This window comes from Epilithonimonas sp., assembly GCF_032055105.1.
Lineage (GTDB): Bacteria > Bacteroidota > Bacteroidia > Flavobacteriales > Weeksellaceae > Epilithonimonas.
The window spans coordinates 177,359-197,284 of the sequence record NZ_DAMBRK010000004.1; the positions used below are offsets into that span (position 1 = coordinate 177,359).

Here is a 19,926-nt window from a genome sequence, read left to right on the forward strand (position 1 = left end):
TGCTTTTTTATTATCCAGATATTGGACTTTATATTATCCTTGTTTTTCCATTTTCTTAATGAGATTAAGAGCAGAACCAGCTTTAAACCATTCGATTTGTCCAGCATTGTAGGTATGGTTAGCTTTAATAATATCTTTAGTTCCATCAGCGTGAATAAATTCCAAAGTCAGTTGTTTACCCGGTGCAAATTGATCTAAATCTAAAAAGTTAATCGTATCATCTTCTTGGATTTTATCATAATCTTCTTTGTCTGCAAATGTGATTCCTAACATTCCTTGTTTTTTAAGGTTGGTTTCGTGGATACGAGCAAATGATTTTACCAAAACAGCTCTTACACCAAGATGTCTAGGTTCCATCGCAGCGTGTTCTCTGGAAGAACCTTCACCATAATTCTCATCGCCTACAACAATGGTTGGAATTTCTGCAGCTTTATATTGTCTTGCAGAATCCGGAACTGGTTTATATTGCCCGTCCAATTCGTTTTTAACTTTGTTGGTTTCCATATTAAAAGCATTCACAGCACCAATTAGCATATTGTTGGAAATGTTGTCAAGGTGTCCACGATATTTCAGCCAAGGTCCAGCCATAGAAATATGGTCAGTCGTACATTTTCCGTAAGCTTTTATGAGTAATCTTGCGCCTGTAATGTTGAGTCCGTCCCAAGCCGGGAATTCTTCTAATAACTGAAGTCTGTCAGATTCTGGCGAAACAATAACTTCTACATTAGAACCATCTTCCGCCGGCGCAATATAACCCGGATCGTCCACATCAAATCCTAATCTTGGTAAATCATCTCCGTTTGGTTCGTCAAGAAGAACTTCTATTCCGTCTTTATTTTTAAGTTTATCTGTTAAAGGGTTGAATCTCAAATCTCCTGCAATTGCCAAAGCTGTTACCAATTCAGGAGAACCTACGAAAGCGTAAGTATTTGGATTTCCATCTGCTCTTTTTGAGAAGTTTCTGTTGAAAGAGTGAACAATTGTATTTTTCTCTTGTTTATCAGCTCCTTCACGAGCCCATTGTCCAATACAAGGTCCGCAAGCATTAGCAAAAACTTTACCTCCAATTTCATCAAATGTTTTCAAGAAACCGTCTCTTTCGACAGTGAATCTGACTTGTTCCGAACCTGGGGTAATAGTATATTCTGCTTTCACTTCCAGATTTTTATCTTTTGCTTGTTTTGCAACAGAAGCAGCTCTTGCTATATCTTCGTAAGATGAGTTGGTACAAGAACCAATTAACCCAACTTCGATTTTTGTTGGCCATCCGTTTTTCTCTGCAATTTCTTTCATTTTAGAAATCGGAGTGTAAAGGTCTGGTGTGAAAGGCCCATTCAGTGCAGGTTCTAGTTCATTTAAATTGATTTCAATAAGCTGGTCATAATATTTTTCAGGTTCTGCGTGAACTTCTGGGTCAGCTTTCAAAACGTGAGCAATTGCATCTGCTGCATCAGCCAAATCTTCTCTATCGGTTGAACGAAGATATTTGCTCATATTTTGGTCGTATTCGAAAATAGAAGTGGTTGCTCCGATTTCTGCGCCCATATTACAAATCGTTCCTTTTCCAGTACAAGACAATGAATTCGCACCTTCTCCGAAATATTCTACAATCGCACCAGTTCCACCTTTTACAGTAAGTATTCCGGCTACTTTTAGAATGATGTCTTTTGGAGCAGCCCAACCATTCAGTCTTCCGGTTAATTTAACACCAATCATTTTGGGGAATTTTAGTTCCCAAGGCATTCCTGCCATCACATCAACGGCATCTGCGCCACCAACACCGATGGCGACCATTCCGAGTCCACCCGCATTTGGTGTGTGAGAATCTGTTCCGATCATCATTCCTCCGGGAAATGCGTAATTTTCTAAAACAACCTGGTGAATGATTCCTGCGCCGGCTTTCCAGAAACCAATGCCGTATTTGTTCGAAACGGATTCTAAAAACTGATAAACTTCGTTGTTTTTGTTATTAGCATCTACCAGATCAGTTGCAGATCCAACTCTTGCCTGAATCAAATGGTCTAGATGAACAGTTGAAGGAACCGCAACTTTTTTCTTACCTGCTTGCATAAACTGTAAGAGAGCCATCTGTGCCGTCGCATCCTGCATCGCAACTCTGTCGGGAGCAAAATCTACATAAGATTCTCCTCTTTTAAATGCTTCTTTTACCTGTGATGGAAAAAGGTGAGCGCAAAGAATTTTTTCTGAATAAGTAAGAGGTCTTCCCATAAAGGCTCTTGCTTCGTTTACTCTGCTTTCGAAATCAGAATAAACTTTTTTAATCATATCCAAGTCAAAAGTCATATCTCGATTTTATTTTATTAATAGATTTTTCCTTGTTTTAAAAGGGAAATTAACTCTTGTATGATTAATCAAAATCCATTCCTACGCTTGATTTAAAAGAATAAATATGATTAATGATTACAATAATTTCTACCTATCAAGTTAAGCAAAAAATAAAGTCTCTTATTTTAAATTTCAATTGAAAACTTAATATGGAAACATTCTAAACAAAAAAATGGAAGAATTCAAAAAGAAATCTCCCATTTTATATTTAAAAAGTCTAAGACTTTAGTTTAAAATCAATTAATGACCAACCGTTACCAATTCTTTAATAGAAGGTACAAAAGTCGTCAAATCAATACCTTCAACAGCTGTTTTGTACTCTTCAATACTTGGGATTCTACCGATAATTGCAGACAATACAACAACCGGAGTAGATGCCAATAAAGATTCTCCTTTTTTACGTTCAGAATCTTCAACCACTCTTCCTTGGAATAGACGGGTAGAAGTTGCCAAAACAGTATCTCCTTTTTCAGCTTTTTCCTGGTTACCCATACACAGGTTACATCCTGGACGCTCTAGGTACATCATATTTTCGTATTGCGTACGAGCTTCGCCTTTTGGAGCCGCATCATTGAATTCAAAACCTGAATATTTTTCTAATAATTCCCAGTCACCTTCAGCTTTTAATTCGTCAATGATATTGTAAGTAGGAGCCGCAACTACTAATGGAGCCTGGAATTCTACTTTACCATTTTTCTTTTCAAGATTTCTCAACATCTGAGAAACAATTTTAAGGTCACCTTTGTGAACCATACAAGAACCTACGAAACCAAGGTCAACTTTTTTCTCACCTCCGTAATAGGTAAGATCTCTGATCGTGTCGTGCGTATATCTTTTAGAAACGTCGTCGTTGTTTACGTCTGGGTCGGCAATCATTGGTTCAACGATTACGTCTAGGTCTACAACAACTTCAGCATAATATTTAGCATTATCATCTGGAGTCAAAGCAGGTTTATCGCCTGTTCTGATTTCCTCGATTCTCTTGTTTGCTTTGTTAATTAAACCTTGAAGAACGTGATTGTGATTATCCATTCCTTTGTCAATCATAATCTGAATTCTGCTTTTCGCAATTTCCAATGATTCAATCAAAGTATCGTCTTCTGAGATGCAGATTGAAGCTTTTGCTTTCATTTCTGCAGTCCAGTCTGTAAATGTAAATGCTTGGTCAGCTGGAAGAGTTCCAATATGAACTTCGATAATTCTACCTTGGAAAACATTCTCTCCGTCAAATTGCTTCAACATCTGAGCCTGAGTTGCGTGAACCACATCACGGAAATCCATATGCTCTTTCATTTCACCTTTGAAAGTTACTTTTACAGATTCAGGAATCGGCATTGAAGCCTCACCAGTTGCTAAAGCCAAAGCTACCGTTCCAGAGTCAGCGCCGAAAGCTACACCTTTAGACATTCTTGTGTGAGAGTCACCTCCGATGATGATTGCCCATTCATCAACCGTAATATCATTAAGAACTTTGTGAATAACGTCTGTCATTGCGTGGTATTCACCTTTCGGGTCACGAGCTGTGATTACACCGAAATCATTCATAAATTTCATTAATTTAGGAATGTTTGCCTGTGCTTTTTTATCCCAAACTGAAGCGGTGTGACATCCTGACTGATAAGCTCCGTTTACGATTGGAGAAATCACCGTTGCAGCCATAGATTCTAGTTCCTGAGCAGTCATTAAACCAGTCGTATCCTGAGATCCAACGATATTAACTTCAACTCTAACATCAGAACCTGCGTGTAATAATTTACCTTCAGTAACACCCACGGCATTTCGGTTGAAGATTTTTTCAACAGCTGTTAAGCCTTGTCCTTCAATAGAGATTTCTTTAGAAGGAGCGAAAACCGTTGGAGCTGTAATTCCTAAAGTTTTAGCAGCAAACGTCTGGATTTTTTTACCAAAAACGATAGCGTAAGAACCACCAGCTTTGATAAATTCTAATTTTTGCGGAGTAAATGATTTTGAAATATCTTTCAATTCAACATCTCCGTTGTATAATTTCTTTTCTTTTGTATTGATAGTTAAAACAGTTCCTGTAGCAACAGAATATTTTTCTTCTAAAACGATGTCGCCGTTTTCGTTACGAACAGGATGTCCGTTTTCGTCTGTTTTCTTAACCCAGTTTTGAAGGTCGATTCCGATACCTCCGGTTACGTCAACTGTTGTTAAGAAAATCGGGGAAATACCGTTAGTTCCTGCAACAATCGGAGCGATGTTTACAAAAGGTACGTAAGGGCTTGCCTGTTTACCTGTCCAAAGTGCAACGTTGTTTACACCAGACATACGGGATGAACCAACTCCCATTGTTCCTTTTTCTGCGATCAACATTACGCTTGCATCAGGATGTTGTGCCTGTAAAGCCTTTATTTCTTCCTGCTGAGCAGGAGACATCATACATTTTCCGTGCAATTCACGGTCAGAACGAGAGTGTGCCTGATTTCCCGGAGATAATAAATCTGTTGAAATATCACCCTCTGCAGCGATGTAGGTCACCACTTTAATTTCTTCTGGAACTTTAGGCAGCTTAGTGAAAAATTCTGCTTTGGCATAGCTTTCCAGTATATCTTTAGCGATTGCACTACCCAATTCGTAAGCTTCTTTCAGACGAGCAGTATCAGCATCGTACAAGAAAACCTGAGTTTTAAGAACTTCCGCAGCTTGTTTTGCAATAGTTTCATCGTTTCCTAAAGCCAAATCAAGAAGAACTTCGATAGAAGGTCCACCTTTCATATGAGACAATAATTCAAAAGCATAAGTTGGAGTGATTTCCGCCACTACAGCTTCGCCAAGAATGATTTCCTTTAAAAATTTAGACTTTATACCTGCAGCACTTGTAGTACCCGGCAAAGTGTTGTAGATGAAAAATTTTAGAGAATCAGCTCTGTGCTCGTTCGCTGTATCTTTGATTTGCTCAATGATTGCGCTTGTTAAATCTGCGCTGTCAATTGGTTTTGGGTGAAGCCCCTGTGTTTTTCTTTCCTCGATTTCTTGGATGTAATCCTGATAAATATTCATAATAATGTACGTCTTTTCATTCTTTAAAAAATAGATTTGAAATTTCAAAAATTGTCTAAATCTAATTGATAACTAAATGTTTTTTTTGATTTTAATCCAACTTAATCAAAAATTCTATTTGAAGAGAAAATTTAATCTTGCTAAATTCGCCCAAATTTACGAAATTATAAGCGTTTTTAAGAATAGAATAATTTAGATTAATAATAAATTAGATATGTTTTATCTATGTTTTATATTTTTATCATATTAATTTATATTTTGAAAATCAGAATAATTTTAAAACTGTATCATTTTGAAAATCAAATTATTACTTAGAGATAGAAAAAAGGCAATCGCTGTTTTTGTCTTTTTTTTAATATTGATTTGTGTCTATTATTTTTTTGATCCTTTAAAATATTCCTTTTTCTTAAAATGTCCTTTGAAAACAATTACAGGTTATGAATGTGCTGGTTGTGGCGTACAGAGGGCGTTTCATTCATTGTTGCACTTTAGGTTTTTGGAAGCGTTTAAATTCAATCCGTTATTTGTTATTTCCATTCCTTTTTTATTGATGTTAGTTTTTATTAATTTTTCTAAAAATCCAAAACTTAAAGTTGGAGTTGACCGTTTCATCATTAATAAAATGTTTGTTTTTGTAGTATTAATAATAGTTTTCGTATTTTCGTTGTTGAAAAACACAGACTTTTATAAAGATTTTATAACTCATTTATAAAAACAAACACGATGAAAAAACTATTTAGCTTAATTCTTGTAAGCTTTTTTGGCGTCGCCTTTACTCAGGAAAAAGACGATTCTTTGCCGGCGTTGATTCCTCAAAAAATTAATCAAATGTCAGGCTATATTAATCAACAAGGAAAGATTGTTATAGAACCAGAATATCATATTGCAATGTTCTTTTCCCAAGATTGTAATCTTCTCAATTCTCCTAAGAAAGCCGTGAGGGTTTTTGGATCTGCAAATTATGCAACGGTTGAAAAAAATAATATATCGTATCGTATCAATAAAAAAGGGAAGAGAGTTTACCGCTACAAAAAAACAGACATAGGAAAGTGTTCCCAGCCATATGTCGTGCAGAAGTATAAAGCTTTTGTGTTAAATGGTGCGTATGGTTTGGTTAGTAAAGAAGATATTGACCTAGGTGGTTATAAGGATTTTGACATCTATCCACAATATCAGATGTTGTATGTGTTAGAAAGTGATCGTGAAAATCCGATGATTGTAGCGGTTAAAAATGATAAGTTTGGGATAGTAGATAAAAATAATAAAATAGTTATTCCATTTGTTTATAATGATATTAAAACTAATTTAAGTTGGAAAACAGCTAATCTTTTTGAAGTTTCTACAGATGGAAAAGATTATTTTTTTGTCAATAAGAATAATCACGCTTATCTGGCGAAAAAGTTGTAATTTCGCCGTCAGAAATTTAAGGGGTGCTGTCACAAGCTGAGATTATACCCAATGAACCTAGAACAGGTAATGCTGTTTAGGGAAACATTCATTATAATTGATGAATGATAATCGATAAATTGATTAATAATAACGTTATAAAAAATCATTTATCATTATGGATTATCAATTATAATCATAATCGCCCCTTTTATTCCAATAAATTTTAACAACAAAAATTTAAACGAATGAAAGGATTTATTTTTTTAGGGGTATTCATTGCTCCATTTTATCTTTCACAAACTGTTCAGGATTCTACACATGTTACATCAATCCAAGCAGTTGAATTTACCAAAAGAACACCGGTTGCAAAAGCAATCATCAATGTCGAAAAAGATTTGGCGGACAAAAATCTAGGTCAGGATTTACCAATTCTTTTGAAAAACCAAATGTCAGTAGTTTCTACTTCCGATGCAGGAAATGGCGTTGGTTATACAGGGCTTAGGATTAGAGGTACGTCGGGAACAAGTATCAATGTGATGTTGAACGGTGTTCCTTATAATGACTCCGAATCTCAAGGGACTTTTTTTGTTAATGTTCCGGATTTGACAAGTTCTGCTTCACAAATTGTAATTCAAAGAGGTGTTGGAACATCTTCAAATGGAGTTTCTGCCTTTGGAGCGAGTGTGAATGTGATTTCCAGAGATCCGTCTGATGAATTTTCTGTGAAAACAGATGATTCTTATGGTTCTTTCAATACTTACAAATATTCTGCTGAGGTCAACTCTGGAAAATTCTGGAAAAACCGATTGTCTGTAATGGGAAGATATACTTACATTCATTCTGATGGTTATATCGATAGAGCTTTTTCAAAACTTCATTCTTATAATTTTTCGGCTTTGTTTCAGGAGAAAAATACGGAGTTGAGATTCTTAGCTTTTGGAGGAAAAGAAAAAACTTACCAGGCTTGGAATGGTGTTGATAAAGCGACTTGGGAAACTAATCCGAGATTCAATTATTCTGGAGCGATTTATGATTCCAACTGGGAAAATATCACAGGGTATTATAATAACGAAACGGATAATTACAGACAAAATCATTATCAGTTATTATGGAATCAAAGATTCTCTGACGATTGGAAATTGGAAACAACGGCGCATTATACCAAAGGAAAAGGTTTTTACGAGAATTATAAACAAGGTGACCCTTTTGCGAGATATAATTTACCGGACTATAATGGTGAAGAATATTCTGACTTTATTAGAAAAAAATGGCTCGATAACGATTTTTATGGTGTGATTTCTACTTTATATGGAAACTTGGGAGATTTGAGTGTTAATGTTGGAGCGGTTGCGAATCAATATTATGGAAGACATTTTGGAAATGTTACAGGTGTTTTTATTCCGGAAATTAATGAATCAGAATATTACAGAAATCGCTCTATTAAGAATGAAGTTTCCGGATTTGCAAAAGCAATTTATAAATTGAATCGATTTGAGTTCTTTGGAGATTTGCAACTGAGAAACATTGATTATGATACCAAAGTCATTCAGCAAGGTGATGATGAAGGTGTGGATCTTGATAAGAAATGGACTTTTTTCAATCCAAAAGCCGGAGTTAATTTTAATTTAGAAAATGGGAAAGTTTTTGTGTCTTATGCGAATGCACATCGAGAACCGAATAGAGATGACCTTTTCGCTAATCCGGATACGAAAGCAGAAACACTTCACGATTTTGAAGCGGGTTGGGAACAACAGATCGGGAAAATTGCTTTCACAGCGAACGCTTATTATATGTATTATAAAAACCAATTGGTTTTAAACGGACAAGTTAATAATGTTGGGGCTTTTATTAGGACTAATAGTGGTACAAGTTATCGGCTTGGTTTGGAATTAGGTGTTTTGTCAAATATTACAAAAGATTTGCAGGTTTCGGCTAATGCGACATTCAGTAGTAATAAAAATCAAAATTTTTATTCAGAGAATGATGGTGTGATTCAGAATTTTGGAAACACAGATATTTCTTTCTCGCCAAGTTTCTTAGCGAATGGAAATGTTTTATATTCACCGTTTAAGAATTTTAATCTTGGAGTTACGGCTCAATATGTTGGGAAACAATTTATGGATAATTCTGGAGATAAAGAGAATCAATTAGATGCCTATTTTGTCCCTGATTTTAATATGTCATACAAATTGCCTCTCAAGAAACAAGATGTGACTTTGAGATTCTTGTTAAATAATTTTACTGATACCAAGTATGTCAATAACGGTTTTAGTGGACCATATTATTTCGCGCAAGCCGGAATTAACTTCCTTTTTGGGGTTTCTTTGAAATTGAAATAAATGTTTCTGATTTTAAAATCAAAGGTTTGTACATAGACCTTATATACAAACACAATTAAGGTTGCTGCAAAAGCAACCTTTTATATTTTCTTTAACATCAAAAATTATGTAGTTTTGCACCGATGAATTTTGAGTACTTTTTATATCAATATCTTCTGAAGCATAATAGAGCAGAGGTTCCGGAATTTGGAGTTTTCGAACTTACCAAAGAGTCTGCTAAAATTGATGCAGAAAATTCTATTATAATTCCACCGAAAGAAATTGTTACTTTCGATTACAACCCATCTGTATATGATAATCAGTTGGCGAAATATATTACCGATGAAACCAATTCTAATCTTTTCGTCGTTCAGAAAGATTTGAAAAACCAAGTGGCAAAATGGTTTCAAATATTACAAACAGCCAATTTCTTAAGCCTCGAAAATCTAGGACAATATCAATTGAATGAGGATAACAAAGTTGTTAAATTAACGGATGACGAGGAAGATGTTTTTGGTTTTGAGAAAGTTGATTTACAGCAACTCAAAACTTTAAAATCCAAAAAAACGTCTAAAGAAGAAAATTATACGTTCAACAAAAATGTTATTTGGACTTTTGTCTCTCTTATCATTATTGGCACTTTAGCGCTATTTCTTTTTGGTAATCAGGAGTTGATTTTCGGAAAGTCATCTAACATTCCAACGAAACCAATGGTCAAAAAAGAGAAGCTGAAAAAAGCGGTGACAATTCCTAAACAAGATTCTATAAAAACAGATAGTATAAAAACAACAACGAATGCAAAAATCCAAAAAACCATCAGATAGTCTAACAGTAATGACTAATATGGTGTTACCAAACGAGACCAATCACTTAGGAAATATGTTTGGAGGAGAATTATTAGCAAGAATGGATAGAGCAGCTTCTATTGCAGGTACAAGACATTCTGGCAATATAGTAGTAACAGCCTCTGTTAATCACGTTTCTTTTTCAAAATCTATCCCAGAAGGCGGAATTGTTGTTTTGGAAGCCAAAGTTTCTAGAGCTTTTTCTACATCTATGGAGGTTTATGTAGATGTTTGGTTAGATGATCCCATCAACCAGACAAAAGTGTATACCAATTCGGGCATCTATACATTTGTTGCGGTGGACGAGAATGGAAAACCAGTCAAGATTCCGGAAATTGTACCTGAAACCGAAGTTGAAATCGAAAGATTTGCCGCTGCAAAGAGAAGAAAAGAATTATCTCTCATCCTTTCTGATAGAATGAAACCAACAGATTCTGTAGAGCTGAAAAAGTTATTCTTAGGAGAATAATTATTAATAATATAAACAAAAAACGGGCTTTAGCTCGTTTTTTTTGAGTTTTACACATCTCAGACTGTGGTCAAAAATAATTAATCCAAAGTCTAATATCTAAAGTCTAATATCTAAATTATGAAAATCCTTCAACTCGATAAAAATCATCCATTAATATCCGAACAATTGACAGCAAAAGGTTTTGTTGTAGAAGAAGACCATTCTTCCCCTTATGATGAGGTCTTGGAAAAAATAAAAGATTATCAAGGAATCATTATCCGAAGCCGAATTCCATTAGACAAAAATTTTCTGACTAATGCTTCTCATCTCAAATTCATTGCGAGAGTAGGAGCGGGAATGGAAAATATCGATATCGAAACTGCTGAAAATTTAGGAATTAAATTAATTAATTCTCCAGAAGGTAACAGAGATTCTGTTGCAGAACACGTTGTTGGGATGCTATTGATTCTAATGAACCGATTGTTTATTGCATCTAATGAAGTCAAAAACGGAATCTGGAAACGGGAAGAAAATCGTGGTGATGAATTGCTAGGAAAAACTTTCGGAATCATCGGTTACGGAAATATGGGAAAAGCGACTGGTAAAAGACTTTCAGGTTTTGGGGTTGAGGTTATTTTCCACGATATTTTACCAAATCTTTCCGATGAATTTGCAACACAGGTCTCTTTGGAAGAACTCCAAAAAAGAGCAGATGTTTTAAGTCTTCATATTCCTTTGACTTCGGAAACGCATTATTTGATTGACGAAGAATTCATTTCGAAAATGGAAAAGAATTTTTATTTCGTAAACACAGCTCGAGGGAAAAATTTAAAAACTAAAGCTTTAGTACAAGCAATTGAGTCGGGAAAAGTTTTAGGTGCTTGTCTTGATGTTTTGGAATACGAAAAGTCTTCTTTTGAAAATTTGGAAACAGAAAATCAGGATCTGAAATATTTATTAGATTCTGAAAAAGCGATTGTTACGCCACATATTGGAGGTTGGACCAATCAAAGCAAGATTAAATTAGCACAATTTATCGTTGATAAGATTCTTGCAGATTTTTAAATTATTTGTTGTTTCTTTTCTTTGCAAAAACTAATTCCAAAAAAACTCAAATGAAATATTTTCTCTTAATTCAAATTTTAGGATTGTTTCTGTTATCCTGTTGTACTTCCGATGAAAATTTACAGATGCAATCCAATTCAAAGTATGAAGGAGAATATGTTGGTTTTTATGATGGAGGTGACAAGGGAGAAATGACCTTTAAAATAACTGATGCTGGCAATATTGTTGGAAATTTAAAATATAATAATTCTACTGCAACGGAAGAGTTTTTAGGATATGTCCAAGTTACAGGTGCGCTCTCCGCAAACACAAGAAGTGGTTTTGTTTTCAACGGACAAATAACAAATTTTGAAAACTCAACAGGTCAGTGGACGAAGAAAAATGGAAACGAGATATTAAAAGGGAACTTTAAAATTCAAAAAAAATAAAACTATATCCTATGAAAAAAATCATTCTAATGACTACCTTATTTTTAGGAATTCAGGTTTTCTCTCAAGAAAAGGCAAGTGTAGAAAAATCTGTAACAGGAATCCAAATAGGATTTTTTGGTGCAGAATTTTATAATGAAGCTGGGCTGTCGGAAAAATTTTCTATCAGAAGTCAATTGGAATTGTATCCTTCCATTTGGGGTGGCGATATGTACAGTAAAACAGGTTTTGCTTTGACACCAGCAATTTCATTAACGCCTAAATTCTACTATAATTTTCAAAGAAGAAAAGATTTAGGAAAAAATACTTCTAATAATTCAGGGAATTATGTCGCTCTTAAAGTAGAGTATATCCCTGAGTGGTTTGTGATTTCTAATACAAAAGATATACAGGTGAGCGAAACGATTTCCATTGTTCCGACTTGGGGATTTAGAAGAAATTTTGCAAAGAATTTCAATTACGAGTTCAAAGCAGGTTTGGGAGTTGGAAAGATTTTGAAAAAAGGATATTCTACTCAGGTAATTCCCGATTTAAGTTTCAAAATTGGGTATGATTTCTAAATATTATAATTACCAAAAACGAAAAACCTTTCAGAAATCTATTTTGGAAGGTTTTTTATTTCTCAAAATTTAACAATTCTTAAGAAAATTAGAGACTTCTAAAAACTCATTTTATGTTAACTTGCGAACCTTAAAGAAGTTTGGATATAATGAATTTTAGAAAAGTAATTACGGTAGGTTTAGCAGTGTTATGTATTAGTTCTTGTAAAAAGAAAGAAGAACAAATCAATGAGAATTACGAATCTAAACTTCCCAATTACGGCAACGTAGATTTAACCAAAGTTTTCACACCACAAGAATCTACACTTTCCAACGAGGCTACAATTCTTCCTCAAATCAACAATTATTATCAAAAAATCTGGGAACAAGGTGACCTTAGCGGTGGAATTCTTGTTGCAAAAGGGGATAAAATCATCTTTGAAAAGTACAGAGGTTTTGGAAGAGAAGGCAAGCAAATGCCGATTGATGCGAATACGCCACTTCACGTAGCATCCGTCAGTAAAACGATGACCGCAATGGCAGTTTTAAAATTGGTAGAAGCTGGAAAACTGAAAATGGAAGATAACTTGACCAAGTTCTTTCCAAAATTCCCTTACAAAGAAATCACGGTTTTCAGTCTGTTGTCACAAAGAAGCGGACTACCAAAATATGAACATTTTGACCAAAGTATAAAACCAGCTCCTGAAGAACTGAAGAAAGATTTCATTACCAATCAGGACGTTTTGGATATGCTCATCAAATACAAACCAGAATTGGCGCGACTTTCCAACACCGGATTTATGTATTGCAACACCAACTTTGCTTTGTTGGCGCTGATTGTCGAGAAAGTGACTGCAACACCTTTTCCGGAAGCCATGCAGGAGATTGTTTTCAAACCGTTGAAGATGAATCACACCTTTATCTTCCAAAAAAAGGATATTCCTACAGTGTCGCAATCGTTTTACAGCGGTTATAGATTATATCCTTTGGCGAATCTGGATTTGATTTATGGCGATAAAAATGTTTATACAACGCCGAGAGATTTGCTTAATTTTTCCATTGCCTTATATTCCAAAGATTTCCTGAAACCAGAGTTGGAAAACAAAATCTTCGAACCTTACAGCAACGAGAAAAAAGGAGTTAACAATTATGGTCTTGGTTTCCGAATGAAAGAATTTGACAACGGCGAAAAACTCACTTATCATAATGGCTGGTGGCACGGAACCAATTCGGTTTTTGCGCATCTTTTGAAATCCAAAGTAACCATTGTAGCCATTGGGAACAAGTATTCCGGGAAAGTTTATTCCGCATTGTCGTTGTCCGGTTTGTTTGAAAATTTCCCTTTAGAATTAGATAAATTCAACAAAACAATGAATCCAAAAGGAGCTTCGGAAAGTGATTCAACGTCCGCAGGAAACGGCGAATTGTAAAATACTTTGGGCGCCTTTATCCGCCTGTAGTTTATCCTGAGCTTGACGAAGGGTTCCCGCTTTTTTCTTTTTTGAGAAAAAAGAAAAAGAGCTCCACTCAAGTCGGGGCGCAGATTCAACATAAAATCAACATTTAACATAAAAATACAATTTTGTCATTCTTAGTTACTTTGAGTAACACATAACGTAAGAATTTTAAAAATATTATAAAAATAATAAATTGATTATCAGGACTTTGACGATTGTTGGAGTTCTTTTTTTTATTTTTGATGTAATAATTTGTAATTCCAAAATGTCTTACTTTTAAACAACCAAGAAATTAAAAAGGTTTTAAAATTTGATAGAGAGTCTTCGACAGGCTTAGACTGACAAAATTTTAACCTCAAACATTAAACAGAATCTATGACTCAAGAAATCTTTCAGCAAACGGTATTTATTCTCAAGGATGAGATGTATCGTTTTGCGAAAAAGTTTTTGATGAGTGCAGACGAAGCCGAAGATGTAGTCATGGATTTGATGATGAAGTTTTGGCAGAAAAAAGAAGAATTAATGGTTGTAGAAAATCTGAAAAGTTTTGCTTTGCGAAGTGTAAAAAACGAATGCCTGAACCGCTTGAAACATCACGAAGTGAAACTTGGGTTCGCAAGCCAAACGAGACACAATTCGGAGCTTTATCAGATTGAAACCAATAATATGAAAGAGCAGATTTTGGGATTTATCAACCAACTGCCAGAGAAACAAAAAATGGTCATTCACTTAAAAGATGTCGAGGAATATGAGATTTCGGAGATTTCGGAAATGATGGAAATGGAAGAAAATGCAGTCCGAGTCAACCTGATGAGAGCCAGACAAAAAGTGAAAGATTCTATTAACAAACTTTACGCGTATGAACACCGACAGATACAAGGATTGGGAATCTAAATTCTTCGAAGGCGAAGAGTTGACGCCAGAAGAGGAATTGTTCCTAAAAAATGAAAGCGATAATCCATATTTTTCTTTTCTAAAAGAAGAGAAACAGGAGAAATTAGATATCAACTTCGAGGATTTCTTAAACAAAGCGACAAAACTTGATATTGAAGAAGAACCGAAAATAGTGGCGCTTCCAATTGCGAAAAGAAAATCTTATACACAATATTGGATGGCAGCGAGTTTAGTTTTATTAATGGGAATCGGTGGATTTTGGATGTTTAACAATCCGGAAAATATAGAAACTCAAATTGTAAAACATACAGAAATTCCTAAGAAAGTTGAAACTCCAAAAGTTTCTCCAATTGAAAATGCTTCAACTCAACAACCAGTTTTGGCTCAACAAAATACTCAACCCAAAACACAGAAAGTAGAGAAGAAAAATGCAGTTGAAAATCAAGAATCAAAAGCACAGTTCGCTTATCATCAACCAAAAGAAATTAAAAAAGATCAAAACCTAAATAAAGTAAACTCAGATTTGGAATACAATCCTAATTATGTTATCATCAATGGAAAGCCGGTTTACAGCGAGCAGGAAGCAATTGCGGTGACAGAGGATACTTTTAATTATTTCGCAAGTAACGTTATTCAAACCATAAATCACGCAGAATCTGCTCAAAGTCAGTCATTAGACTTTTACAGGATTCTTAATTTTTAAATATTAATTAATTGAAATCGCTATCAAAGAATATTCTGAAAATAGTACTAAATAAAATGGCGATTGCAAGACCTTAGACCAAAATATTAAAATCATTATGAAATCGTTTTACGATTGCATAAGACCTTAAACAAATTATAAAATTACTTATGAAAAAAATATCATTATTAATCGTATTATTTCTTCTCTCGACGAATATTTTCGGACAGACGGAAGAACTCAATAAGCTCTTTGATAAGTATCAGGACACGGAAGGTGTGACCTCTATCAAGATTGCAAAACCTATGTTCAAATTGTTGAATAATCTTAAAATCGATGATGAAGAGCTTAGTAAGATTCAACCACTTTTAGGGAAAGTTAATGGGCTTAAAATGTTGGTTCTAGAAAAATCTGCAAAATCAGATAATCCGCTTGTAGATGAAAAGAAAATCGAAAAGGAAATAGCGAATTCTCTCAAAAATATGAAGTATGAGGAATTGGTAACTGTCAACAATCGTGACGCTAAAATCAAGTTTATGGCGCAGGATATCACTGCCAATGTAATGGATAATTTGATTCTTAATATTATGTCAGAAGATAGTTCTGTTCTGATGATGTTGGACGGTAAAATTTCTATGGAGGATGTCAATAATTTGATGCAGGAAACCAAAAATGTGACTTCTCTAAATCCGGTTTCTACGATCAAATCTGATAAAACGAATATTGGAAGCGTGAGGGATGTTCCTGCATTTAACGGCATAGAGACCTCTTCTGGCGTGGATGTAGAATTCACTCAAAGTGCAAAACAAAGTGTGATTGTGAAAGTGGAACCTGAAAAACAACAATACATTATCACAGAAGTAGAAAATGGTGTTTTGAAAATCTTCGTTAGAAACAAAGGTGTTAAAAACTTAAATTTCAACAGTCTTAAAGTCATCGTTTCTGGACCAAAATTATCAAAATTGATTACCAAATCCGGTTCTATATTCAAAGCTGTCAATCCAGTTAGCGAATCTACTTTTGCGGCAAGCTGTTCATCAGGTTCACAAGTTTCGGGAAGTTTTAAAATCTCCACAAACACAGCATTGGATGTTTCTTCTGGTGTAAGCGTAAAAATGAATCTGGAAACCAAATCTCTGGCTTTGGAAGCAAGCAGCGGAAGTTCTATTAAATTATCAGGAAAAGCAGACTCGGGAGTTTACAGTGCAAGCAGCGGAAGTTCTATCTCGGCAGGAGATTTCGTGACTAAATCTGCAGTTGTAGATGCATCTTCCGGAGCAAGTGTAAAAATCAATACAACGGAAAGTTTGACGGCAAGTGCAACATCAGCAGCGTCTGTACAATACAGAGGAAATCCTTCTAAAGTGACAAAATCTGCTAGCGAAAGAACAGGCTCAACTATTAACTCGATAAACTAAAGAATTATGTTAAGATTTATATACATTATCATTTTGACGATTGTTGGTTTCTTTCTACAGTCGTGTATGGTTTCTCAGAAAAAAGTTCACACCGATTTTTTGATAATCCAGGATTCAAAGAAAGTTCAACTTTCGTGAGTATTAATGTTCCTACTTTCTTAGCGAAATCTTATGTGAAGCAGGCTTTGAGAGAAGATGGAGAAAGTCAGGAAGTGATAGACCTAGTAAAGAAAATCAGTGATGTAAAAGTTTTGATTGTGGAAAGTTCCAAAACACCATTCAAAGCCGAATTTCAAAAATATCTTGACAAAAATAACTACGAAGAATGGATGTCTGTAAAGCAACAAGGAAATCTGATAAGCCTTAATGCGAAACAAACAGACGACATCATCAAACGTATGATAATTACAGTCAGAGATGATAATGATGAAACGATTTTTGTAGATGTAAAAGGGAAATTCACACCGGATGATGTTTCAAAAATCATCAATGCGACCGAAAAAAATCAAATCAAAATCATTAGAAATTAATTTTTCAACAGCCACTATTTTGTAGTGGTTTTTGTGCTTTGGAGAATTTCTAGAAATGAGTTTTTGTCACTTTGTCGTGAGATTTCAAATAGAGTGGAAGTGCGGCAGAACCATACCATTTATAAATTTCAACATCGAAAATTCCAGATTTTATAGAAGGGTCAGTCAAAACTAAACTTTCTGCTTCTTCTTTAGTTTTCGCATCCAGAATGAAAATTCCACTGTAATCATTTGGGTTTTTCTCCGCCATTGGTCCCGCGACAATCAGTTTTCCTGCATCAGCCAATTTTTGAATATTCGCCATATGACCTTTCATCAATTCTGATTTCTTGGCTTTATCTGTAATTTCTGTCTTTCCTTTTTTGAGAATCACGAGATAATAAGTTTTCATTCCGTATTGGTCAGCTCCGAGAGAGTCTGCTAATTTTTGGTCAAAACCTTTATTCTGAGCATTAATGAATGATGAGAATATAATTAAAGAAAGAATTGTAAATAGTGATTTCATTTGTTTAAGTTTCTTTCAAAATTAAAATAAAAAATGAAATCTCAAATTCGCATAAAACTTATTATCTTCGGAATCTGAAATATTTGGTCAACTCGTGTTTTTTACCTTTTAGAAAATCAGAAGCCATTTGCATTCCGATGACCGAAAATGTAATGCCATTTCCTCCAAAACCTAAAACAAAATAAGCACTCGGGAAATTGGGATGTTCTCCGATATAAGGCAATCCATCTTTGGTTTCTCCGAAAGTTCCAGCCCAAACAAAATCGGTTCGGAAATTATTTTCGGGAAGATACTTATCGAGTTTTTTAACCAGTTTTTTTTCTTTGTCCAAAAGTAGAGAATCTCGTTTTTGAGCATCTACAAATTCTTCATCTTCACCACCAATCAGAATCCGATTATCATCAGTTGTTCGCATATAAATGTAAGGTTCTGCTGTGTTCCAAACCAAAAGATTGTTCAGTTCTTTGTGATTTTTCTCGTGACGTTCACCGACAATCGCATAAGTTGAAAGTAGATTTACAAACTTGTCTTTAATGATCTCGGTACTTTCGAAACCGTTGCAGAAAATCACTTTTTTAGCTTTTATCTTATTTCCAAATTCTGTGGTCGCAGTAACTCCATTTTTCTTATAATCGAATTTTATAATATCGGTTTTATCGAAGATTTGTAACCCTTTTTTGTGATTGTAATGTAGAATGTCGTGAGCCAGACAAAACGCATCAATGCTTCCGCCTTGTTCCGATAAGATTCCACCAAACGTATTATCAATTTTAAATTCTTTTTTGATGTCTTCTGCTGACAGCCATTTTACAGGAAACTTCGCCGTTTTTCTAGCTTCGAATTCCTTTTTCAAATCATCCACATCTTTTTTGAAAGCAGCAAAATAAAGCGATTGTTTTTTCTTGAAACCACAATCGGATTTCACTTCTTTAGCAACCTTCTGCAAATCATCAATCGAATTATAACAAGCCCAATAAGATTTTTCTGCACCTTTTCGTCCAATCATTTTGGAAAGTGCAAAAAGCGGAACATCAATCTCATATTGCAACATAGAAGTTGTAGCGCTTGTACTTCCATTTCCTATTTCTCTTCGGTCAACCAAAACAGTTTTGTAGCCATCTTTTATCATTTGATGGGCGAGAAGAGAACCTGTGATTCCACCTCCGATGATGAGGATTTCGATTTCAATGTTTTCTCGAAGTGAGGGATAAGAATGTTTCAATCCATCTTTTACCAGCCAAAATGGTTCGGGAGATTTTAGTTTCATATAGTTCATTTTTGATTTGATTTTTTGTTCTAATCAAAAAGTAAACCGTTGAATTTTTAACAAAAAAAACCTCTCAAATTTGAGAGATTTTAAAGTCTTTTTATTTAGGATCAAATATTGCCTTTTCTTCTGATTCAGCTTTATCTAAAGCTGTTCTAACACCTTTGATTGAATTTTCATAATTATTGTCCTTCCATTTTTTCAAAATTTCATTTTTGAAATTATAATTAGCAAGAATTAAATGCTGGTCATTCAAATCAATGATTTTTGTGTCAAGTGCAGCGTGAGCCATCTTTCCAGTTTCAATCATTCCATAGTATGAAATCATAAAACCATAATTTACATTTACAAAGAGAAGTTCATCAACACCATACTTTGCTTTCAAATCGCTGAAATCATAACTCGAATATTTTTTACCTTCAGCCTTTGTTCCAGAAAATTTCTTTGCAGTTTTAGAGTCAAATTTTTCTTCAATAATGATTACTTCTTTACCTTTAGACTTGAAAATGTCCGAGTAAATAATTGTCAGTTCATCTTTGGGATGAATATTTTGTCCTATCAGATCTAGGGCTTCCTTGTATTTGTCGCCAGATGTCACCGCCATATCTAAAAGGCCTTGGGATCCTTCTTTGAATTTGGTAGGAGGATTGGAGTTTATTAGAATGCCGACTTTAGTTGGTTTTTGCCAATAGTCAGCGGACAACGCTACTTTTGGGACACAACTTGTTATTAATAATAAAAAGGAGAAAAATAAGATTAATTTTTTCATGA

General features: G+C 34.6%; 18 protein-coding genes and 1 riboswitch. Of the genes, 13 read left to right on the plus strand and 5 right to left on the minus strand.

Going from position 1 to position 19,926, the window contains the following annotated elements:
* Positions 1-33 precede the first annotated feature (33 nt).
* Both RTY06_RS05030 and RTY06_RS05035 read right to left on the minus strand, forming a co-directional pair.
* Positions 34-2,304 (minus strand): aconitate hydratase, encoded by a 2,271-nt coding sequence (locus tag RTY06_RS05030; RefSeq protein WP_312823282.1) that lies wholly within the window; start codon positions 2,302-2,304, stop codon positions 34-36.
* A gap of 282 nt (positions 2,305-2,586) precedes the next feature.
* Positions 2,587-5,367: a bifunctional aconitate hydratase 2/2-methylisocitrate dehydratase gene (locus RTY06_RS05035; protein ID WP_312823284.1), complete on the minus strand. Its 2,781-nt coding sequence runs from the start codon at positions 5,365-5,367 to the stop codon at positions 2,587-2,589.
* Between the two features lie 292 nt (positions 5,368-5,659).
* Here RTY06_RS05035 and RTY06_RS05040 point away from each other — a divergent pair, with 292 nt between their 5' ends.
* The 13 genes from RTY06_RS05040 to RTY06_RS05100 all read left to right on the plus strand — a co-directional run bounded on the left by RTY06_RS05040 (position 5,660) and on the right by RTY06_RS05100 (position 17,383).
* The gene (locus tag RTY06_RS05040; RefSeq protein WP_312823286.1) at positions 5,660-6,079 is read left to right on the plus strand and encodes a DUF2752 domain-containing protein; all 420 of its coding nucleotides are present in this window, start codon (positions 5,660-5,662) and stop codon (positions 6,077-6,079) included.
* 11 nt (positions 6,080-6,090) lie between these two features.
* Positions 6,091-6,774 (plus strand): WG repeat-containing protein, encoded by a 684-nt coding sequence (locus RTY06_RS05045; RefSeq protein WP_312823287.1) that lies wholly within the window; start codon positions 6,091-6,093, stop codon positions 6,772-6,774.
* Positions 6,775-6,783: 9 nt separating this feature from the next.
* A riboswitch (TPP riboswitch) is annotated at positions 6,784-6,874 on the plus strand.
* Between the two features lie 127 nt (positions 6,875-7,001).
* Positions 7,002-9,095, plus strand: coding sequence for a TonB-dependent receptor (locus RTY06_RS05050; protein ID WP_312823288.1), 2,094 nt, complete (start codon positions 7,002-7,004; stop codon positions 9,093-9,095).
* Positions 9,096-9,217: 122 nt separating this feature from the next.
* Entirely contained in the window at positions 9,218-9,898 is a 681-nt protein-coding gene (locus RTY06_RS05055) for a hypothetical protein (RefSeq protein ID WP_312823289.1), read from the plus strand.
* A complete protein-coding gene (locus tag RTY06_RS05060) occupies positions 9,870-10,388 on the plus strand; it encodes an acyl-CoA thioesterase (protein WP_312823290.1) in 519 nt (172 codons plus the stop codon). Before RTY06_RS05055 ends, RTY06_RS05060 begins: the two co-directional genes overlap by 29 nt.
* Positions 10,389-10,508: 120 nt before the next feature.
* Positions 10,509-11,435 (plus strand): 2-hydroxyacid dehydrogenase, encoded by a 927-nt coding sequence (locus RTY06_RS05065; RefSeq protein ID WP_312823291.1) that lies wholly within the window; start codon positions 10,509-10,511, stop codon positions 11,433-11,435.
* 50 nt (positions 11,436-11,485) lie between these two features.
* Positions 11,486-11,863: a hypothetical protein gene (locus RTY06_RS05070; RefSeq protein ID WP_312823292.1), complete on the plus strand. Its 378-nt coding sequence runs from the start codon at positions 11,486-11,488 to the stop codon at positions 11,861-11,863.
* Positions 11,864-11,874: 11 nt separating this feature from the next.
* Entirely contained in the window at positions 11,875-12,423 is a 549-nt protein-coding gene (locus RTY06_RS05075) for a hypothetical protein (protein ID WP_312823294.1), read from the plus strand.
* 149 nt (positions 12,424-12,572) lie between these two features.
* Positions 12,573-13,832 (plus strand): serine hydrolase domain-containing protein, encoded by a 1,260-nt coding sequence (locus RTY06_RS05080; protein ID WP_312823296.1) that lies wholly within the window; start codon positions 12,573-12,575, stop codon positions 13,830-13,832.
* A gap of 402 nt (positions 13,833-14,234) precedes the next feature.
* Positions 14,235-14,753: a sigma-70 family RNA polymerase sigma factor gene (locus RTY06_RS05085; protein WP_312823298.1), complete on the plus strand. Its 519-nt coding sequence runs from the start codon at positions 14,235-14,237 to the stop codon at positions 14,751-14,753.
* Positions 14,719-15,456, plus strand: coding sequence for a hypothetical protein (locus RTY06_RS05090; RefSeq protein ID WP_312823299.1), 738 nt, complete (start codon positions 14,719-14,721; stop codon positions 15,454-15,456). Before RTY06_RS05085 ends, RTY06_RS05090 begins: the two co-directional genes overlap by 35 nt.
* A 149-nt stretch (positions 15,457-15,605) precedes the next feature.
* A complete protein-coding gene (locus tag RTY06_RS05095) occupies positions 15,606-16,853 on the plus strand; it encodes a DUF4252 domain-containing protein (protein ID WP_312823300.1) in 1,248 nt (415 codons plus the stop codon).
* A gap of 62 nt (positions 16,854-16,915) precedes the next feature.
* Positions 16,916-17,383, plus strand: coding sequence for a DUF4252 domain-containing protein (locus tag RTY06_RS05100; RefSeq protein WP_312823301.1), 468 nt, complete (start codon positions 16,916-16,918; stop codon positions 17,381-17,383).
* 49 nt (positions 17,384-17,432) lie between these two features.
* On the opposite strand, the gene RTY06_RS05105 is transcribed toward RTY06_RS05100, so the two are convergent.
* The 3 genes from RTY06_RS05105 to RTY06_RS05115 all read right to left on the minus strand — a co-directional run bounded on the left by RTY06_RS05105 (position 17,433) and on the right by RTY06_RS05115 (position 19,924).
* Complete coding sequence (locus tag RTY06_RS05105; protein ID WP_312823302.1) at positions 17,433-17,888, minus strand: YciI family protein; 456 nt, start codon at positions 17,886-17,888, stop codon at positions 17,433-17,435.
* 61 nt (positions 17,889-17,949) lie between these two features.
* The gene (locus RTY06_RS05110; RefSeq protein ID WP_312823303.1) at positions 17,950-19,155 is read right to left on the minus strand and encodes an FAD-binding oxidoreductase; all 1,206 of its coding nucleotides are present in this window, start codon (positions 19,153-19,155) and stop codon (positions 17,950-17,952) included.
* 100 nt (positions 19,156-19,255) lie between these two features.
* The gene (locus tag RTY06_RS05115) at positions 19,256-19,924 is read right to left on the minus strand and encodes a hypothetical protein (RefSeq protein ID WP_312823304.1); all 669 of its coding nucleotides are present in this window, start codon (positions 19,922-19,924) and stop codon (positions 19,256-19,258) included.
* Between the last annotated feature and the right edge of the window lie 2 nt (positions 19,925-19,926).

What these genes read in the sequence shown, in the direction of transcription:
- RTY06_RS05080 (WP_312823296.1), top strand. Translation starts at nt 12,573, where the DNA reads ATGAATTTTAGAAAAGTAATTACGGTAGGTTTAGCAGTGTTATGTATT.
- RTY06_RS05060 (WP_312823290.1), top strand. Translation starts at nt 9,870, where the DNA reads ATGCAAAAATCCAAAAAACCATCAGATAGTCTAACAGTAATGACTAAT.
- RTY06_RS05110 (WP_312823303.1), bottom strand. Translation starts at nt 19,155, where the DNA reads ATGAAACTAAAATCTCCCGAACCATTTTGGCTGGTAAAAGATGGATTG.
- RTY06_RS05035 (WP_312823284.1), bottom strand. Translation starts at nt 5,367, where the DNA reads ATGAATATTTATCAGGATTACATCCAAGAAATCGAGGAAAGAAAAACA.
- RTY06_RS05045 (WP_312823287.1), top strand. Translation starts at nt 6,091, where the DNA reads ATGAAAAAACTATTTAGCTTAATTCTTGTAAGCTTTTTTGGCGTCGCC.
- RTY06_RS05050 (WP_312823288.1), top strand. Translation starts at nt 7,002, where the DNA reads ATGAAAGGATTTATTTTTTTAGGGGTATTCATTGCTCCATTTTATCTT.
- RTY06_RS05115 (WP_312823304.1), bottom strand. Translation starts at nt 19,924, where the DNA reads ATGAAAAAATTAATCTTATTTTTCTCCTTTTTATTATTAATAACAAGT.
- RTY06_RS05095 (WP_312823300.1), top strand. Translation starts at nt 15,606, where the DNA reads ATGAAAAAAATATCATTATTAATCGTATTATTTCTTCTCTCGACGAAT.
- RTY06_RS05105 (WP_312823302.1), bottom strand. Translation starts at nt 17,888, where the DNA reads ATGAAATCACTATTTACAATTCTTTCTTTAATTATATTCTCATCATTC.
- RTY06_RS05055 (WP_312823289.1), top strand. Translation starts at nt 9,218, where the DNA reads ATGAATTTTGAGTACTTTTTATATCAATATCTTCTGAAGCATAATAGA.
- RTY06_RS05090 (WP_312823299.1), top strand. Translation starts at nt 14,719, where the DNA reads ATGAACACCGACAGATACAAGGATTGGGAATCTAAATTCTTCGAAGGC.
- RTY06_RS05030 (WP_312823282.1), bottom strand. Translation starts at nt 2,304, where the DNA reads ATGACTTTTGACTTGGATATGATTAAAAAAGTTTATTCTGATTTCGAA.
- RTY06_RS05075 (WP_312823294.1), top strand. Translation starts at nt 11,875, where the DNA reads ATGAAAAAAATCATTCTAATGACTACCTTATTTTTAGGAATTCAGGTT.
- RTY06_RS05085 (WP_312823298.1), top strand. Translation starts at nt 14,235, where the DNA reads ATGACTCAAGAAATCTTTCAGCAAACGGTATTTATTCTCAAGGATGAG.
- RTY06_RS05070 (WP_312823292.1), top strand. Translation starts at nt 11,486, where the DNA reads ATGAAATATTTTCTCTTAATTCAAATTTTAGGATTGTTTCTGTTATCC.
- RTY06_RS05065 (WP_312823291.1), top strand. Translation starts at nt 10,509, where the DNA reads ATGAAAATCCTTCAACTCGATAAAAATCATCCATTAATATCCGAACAA.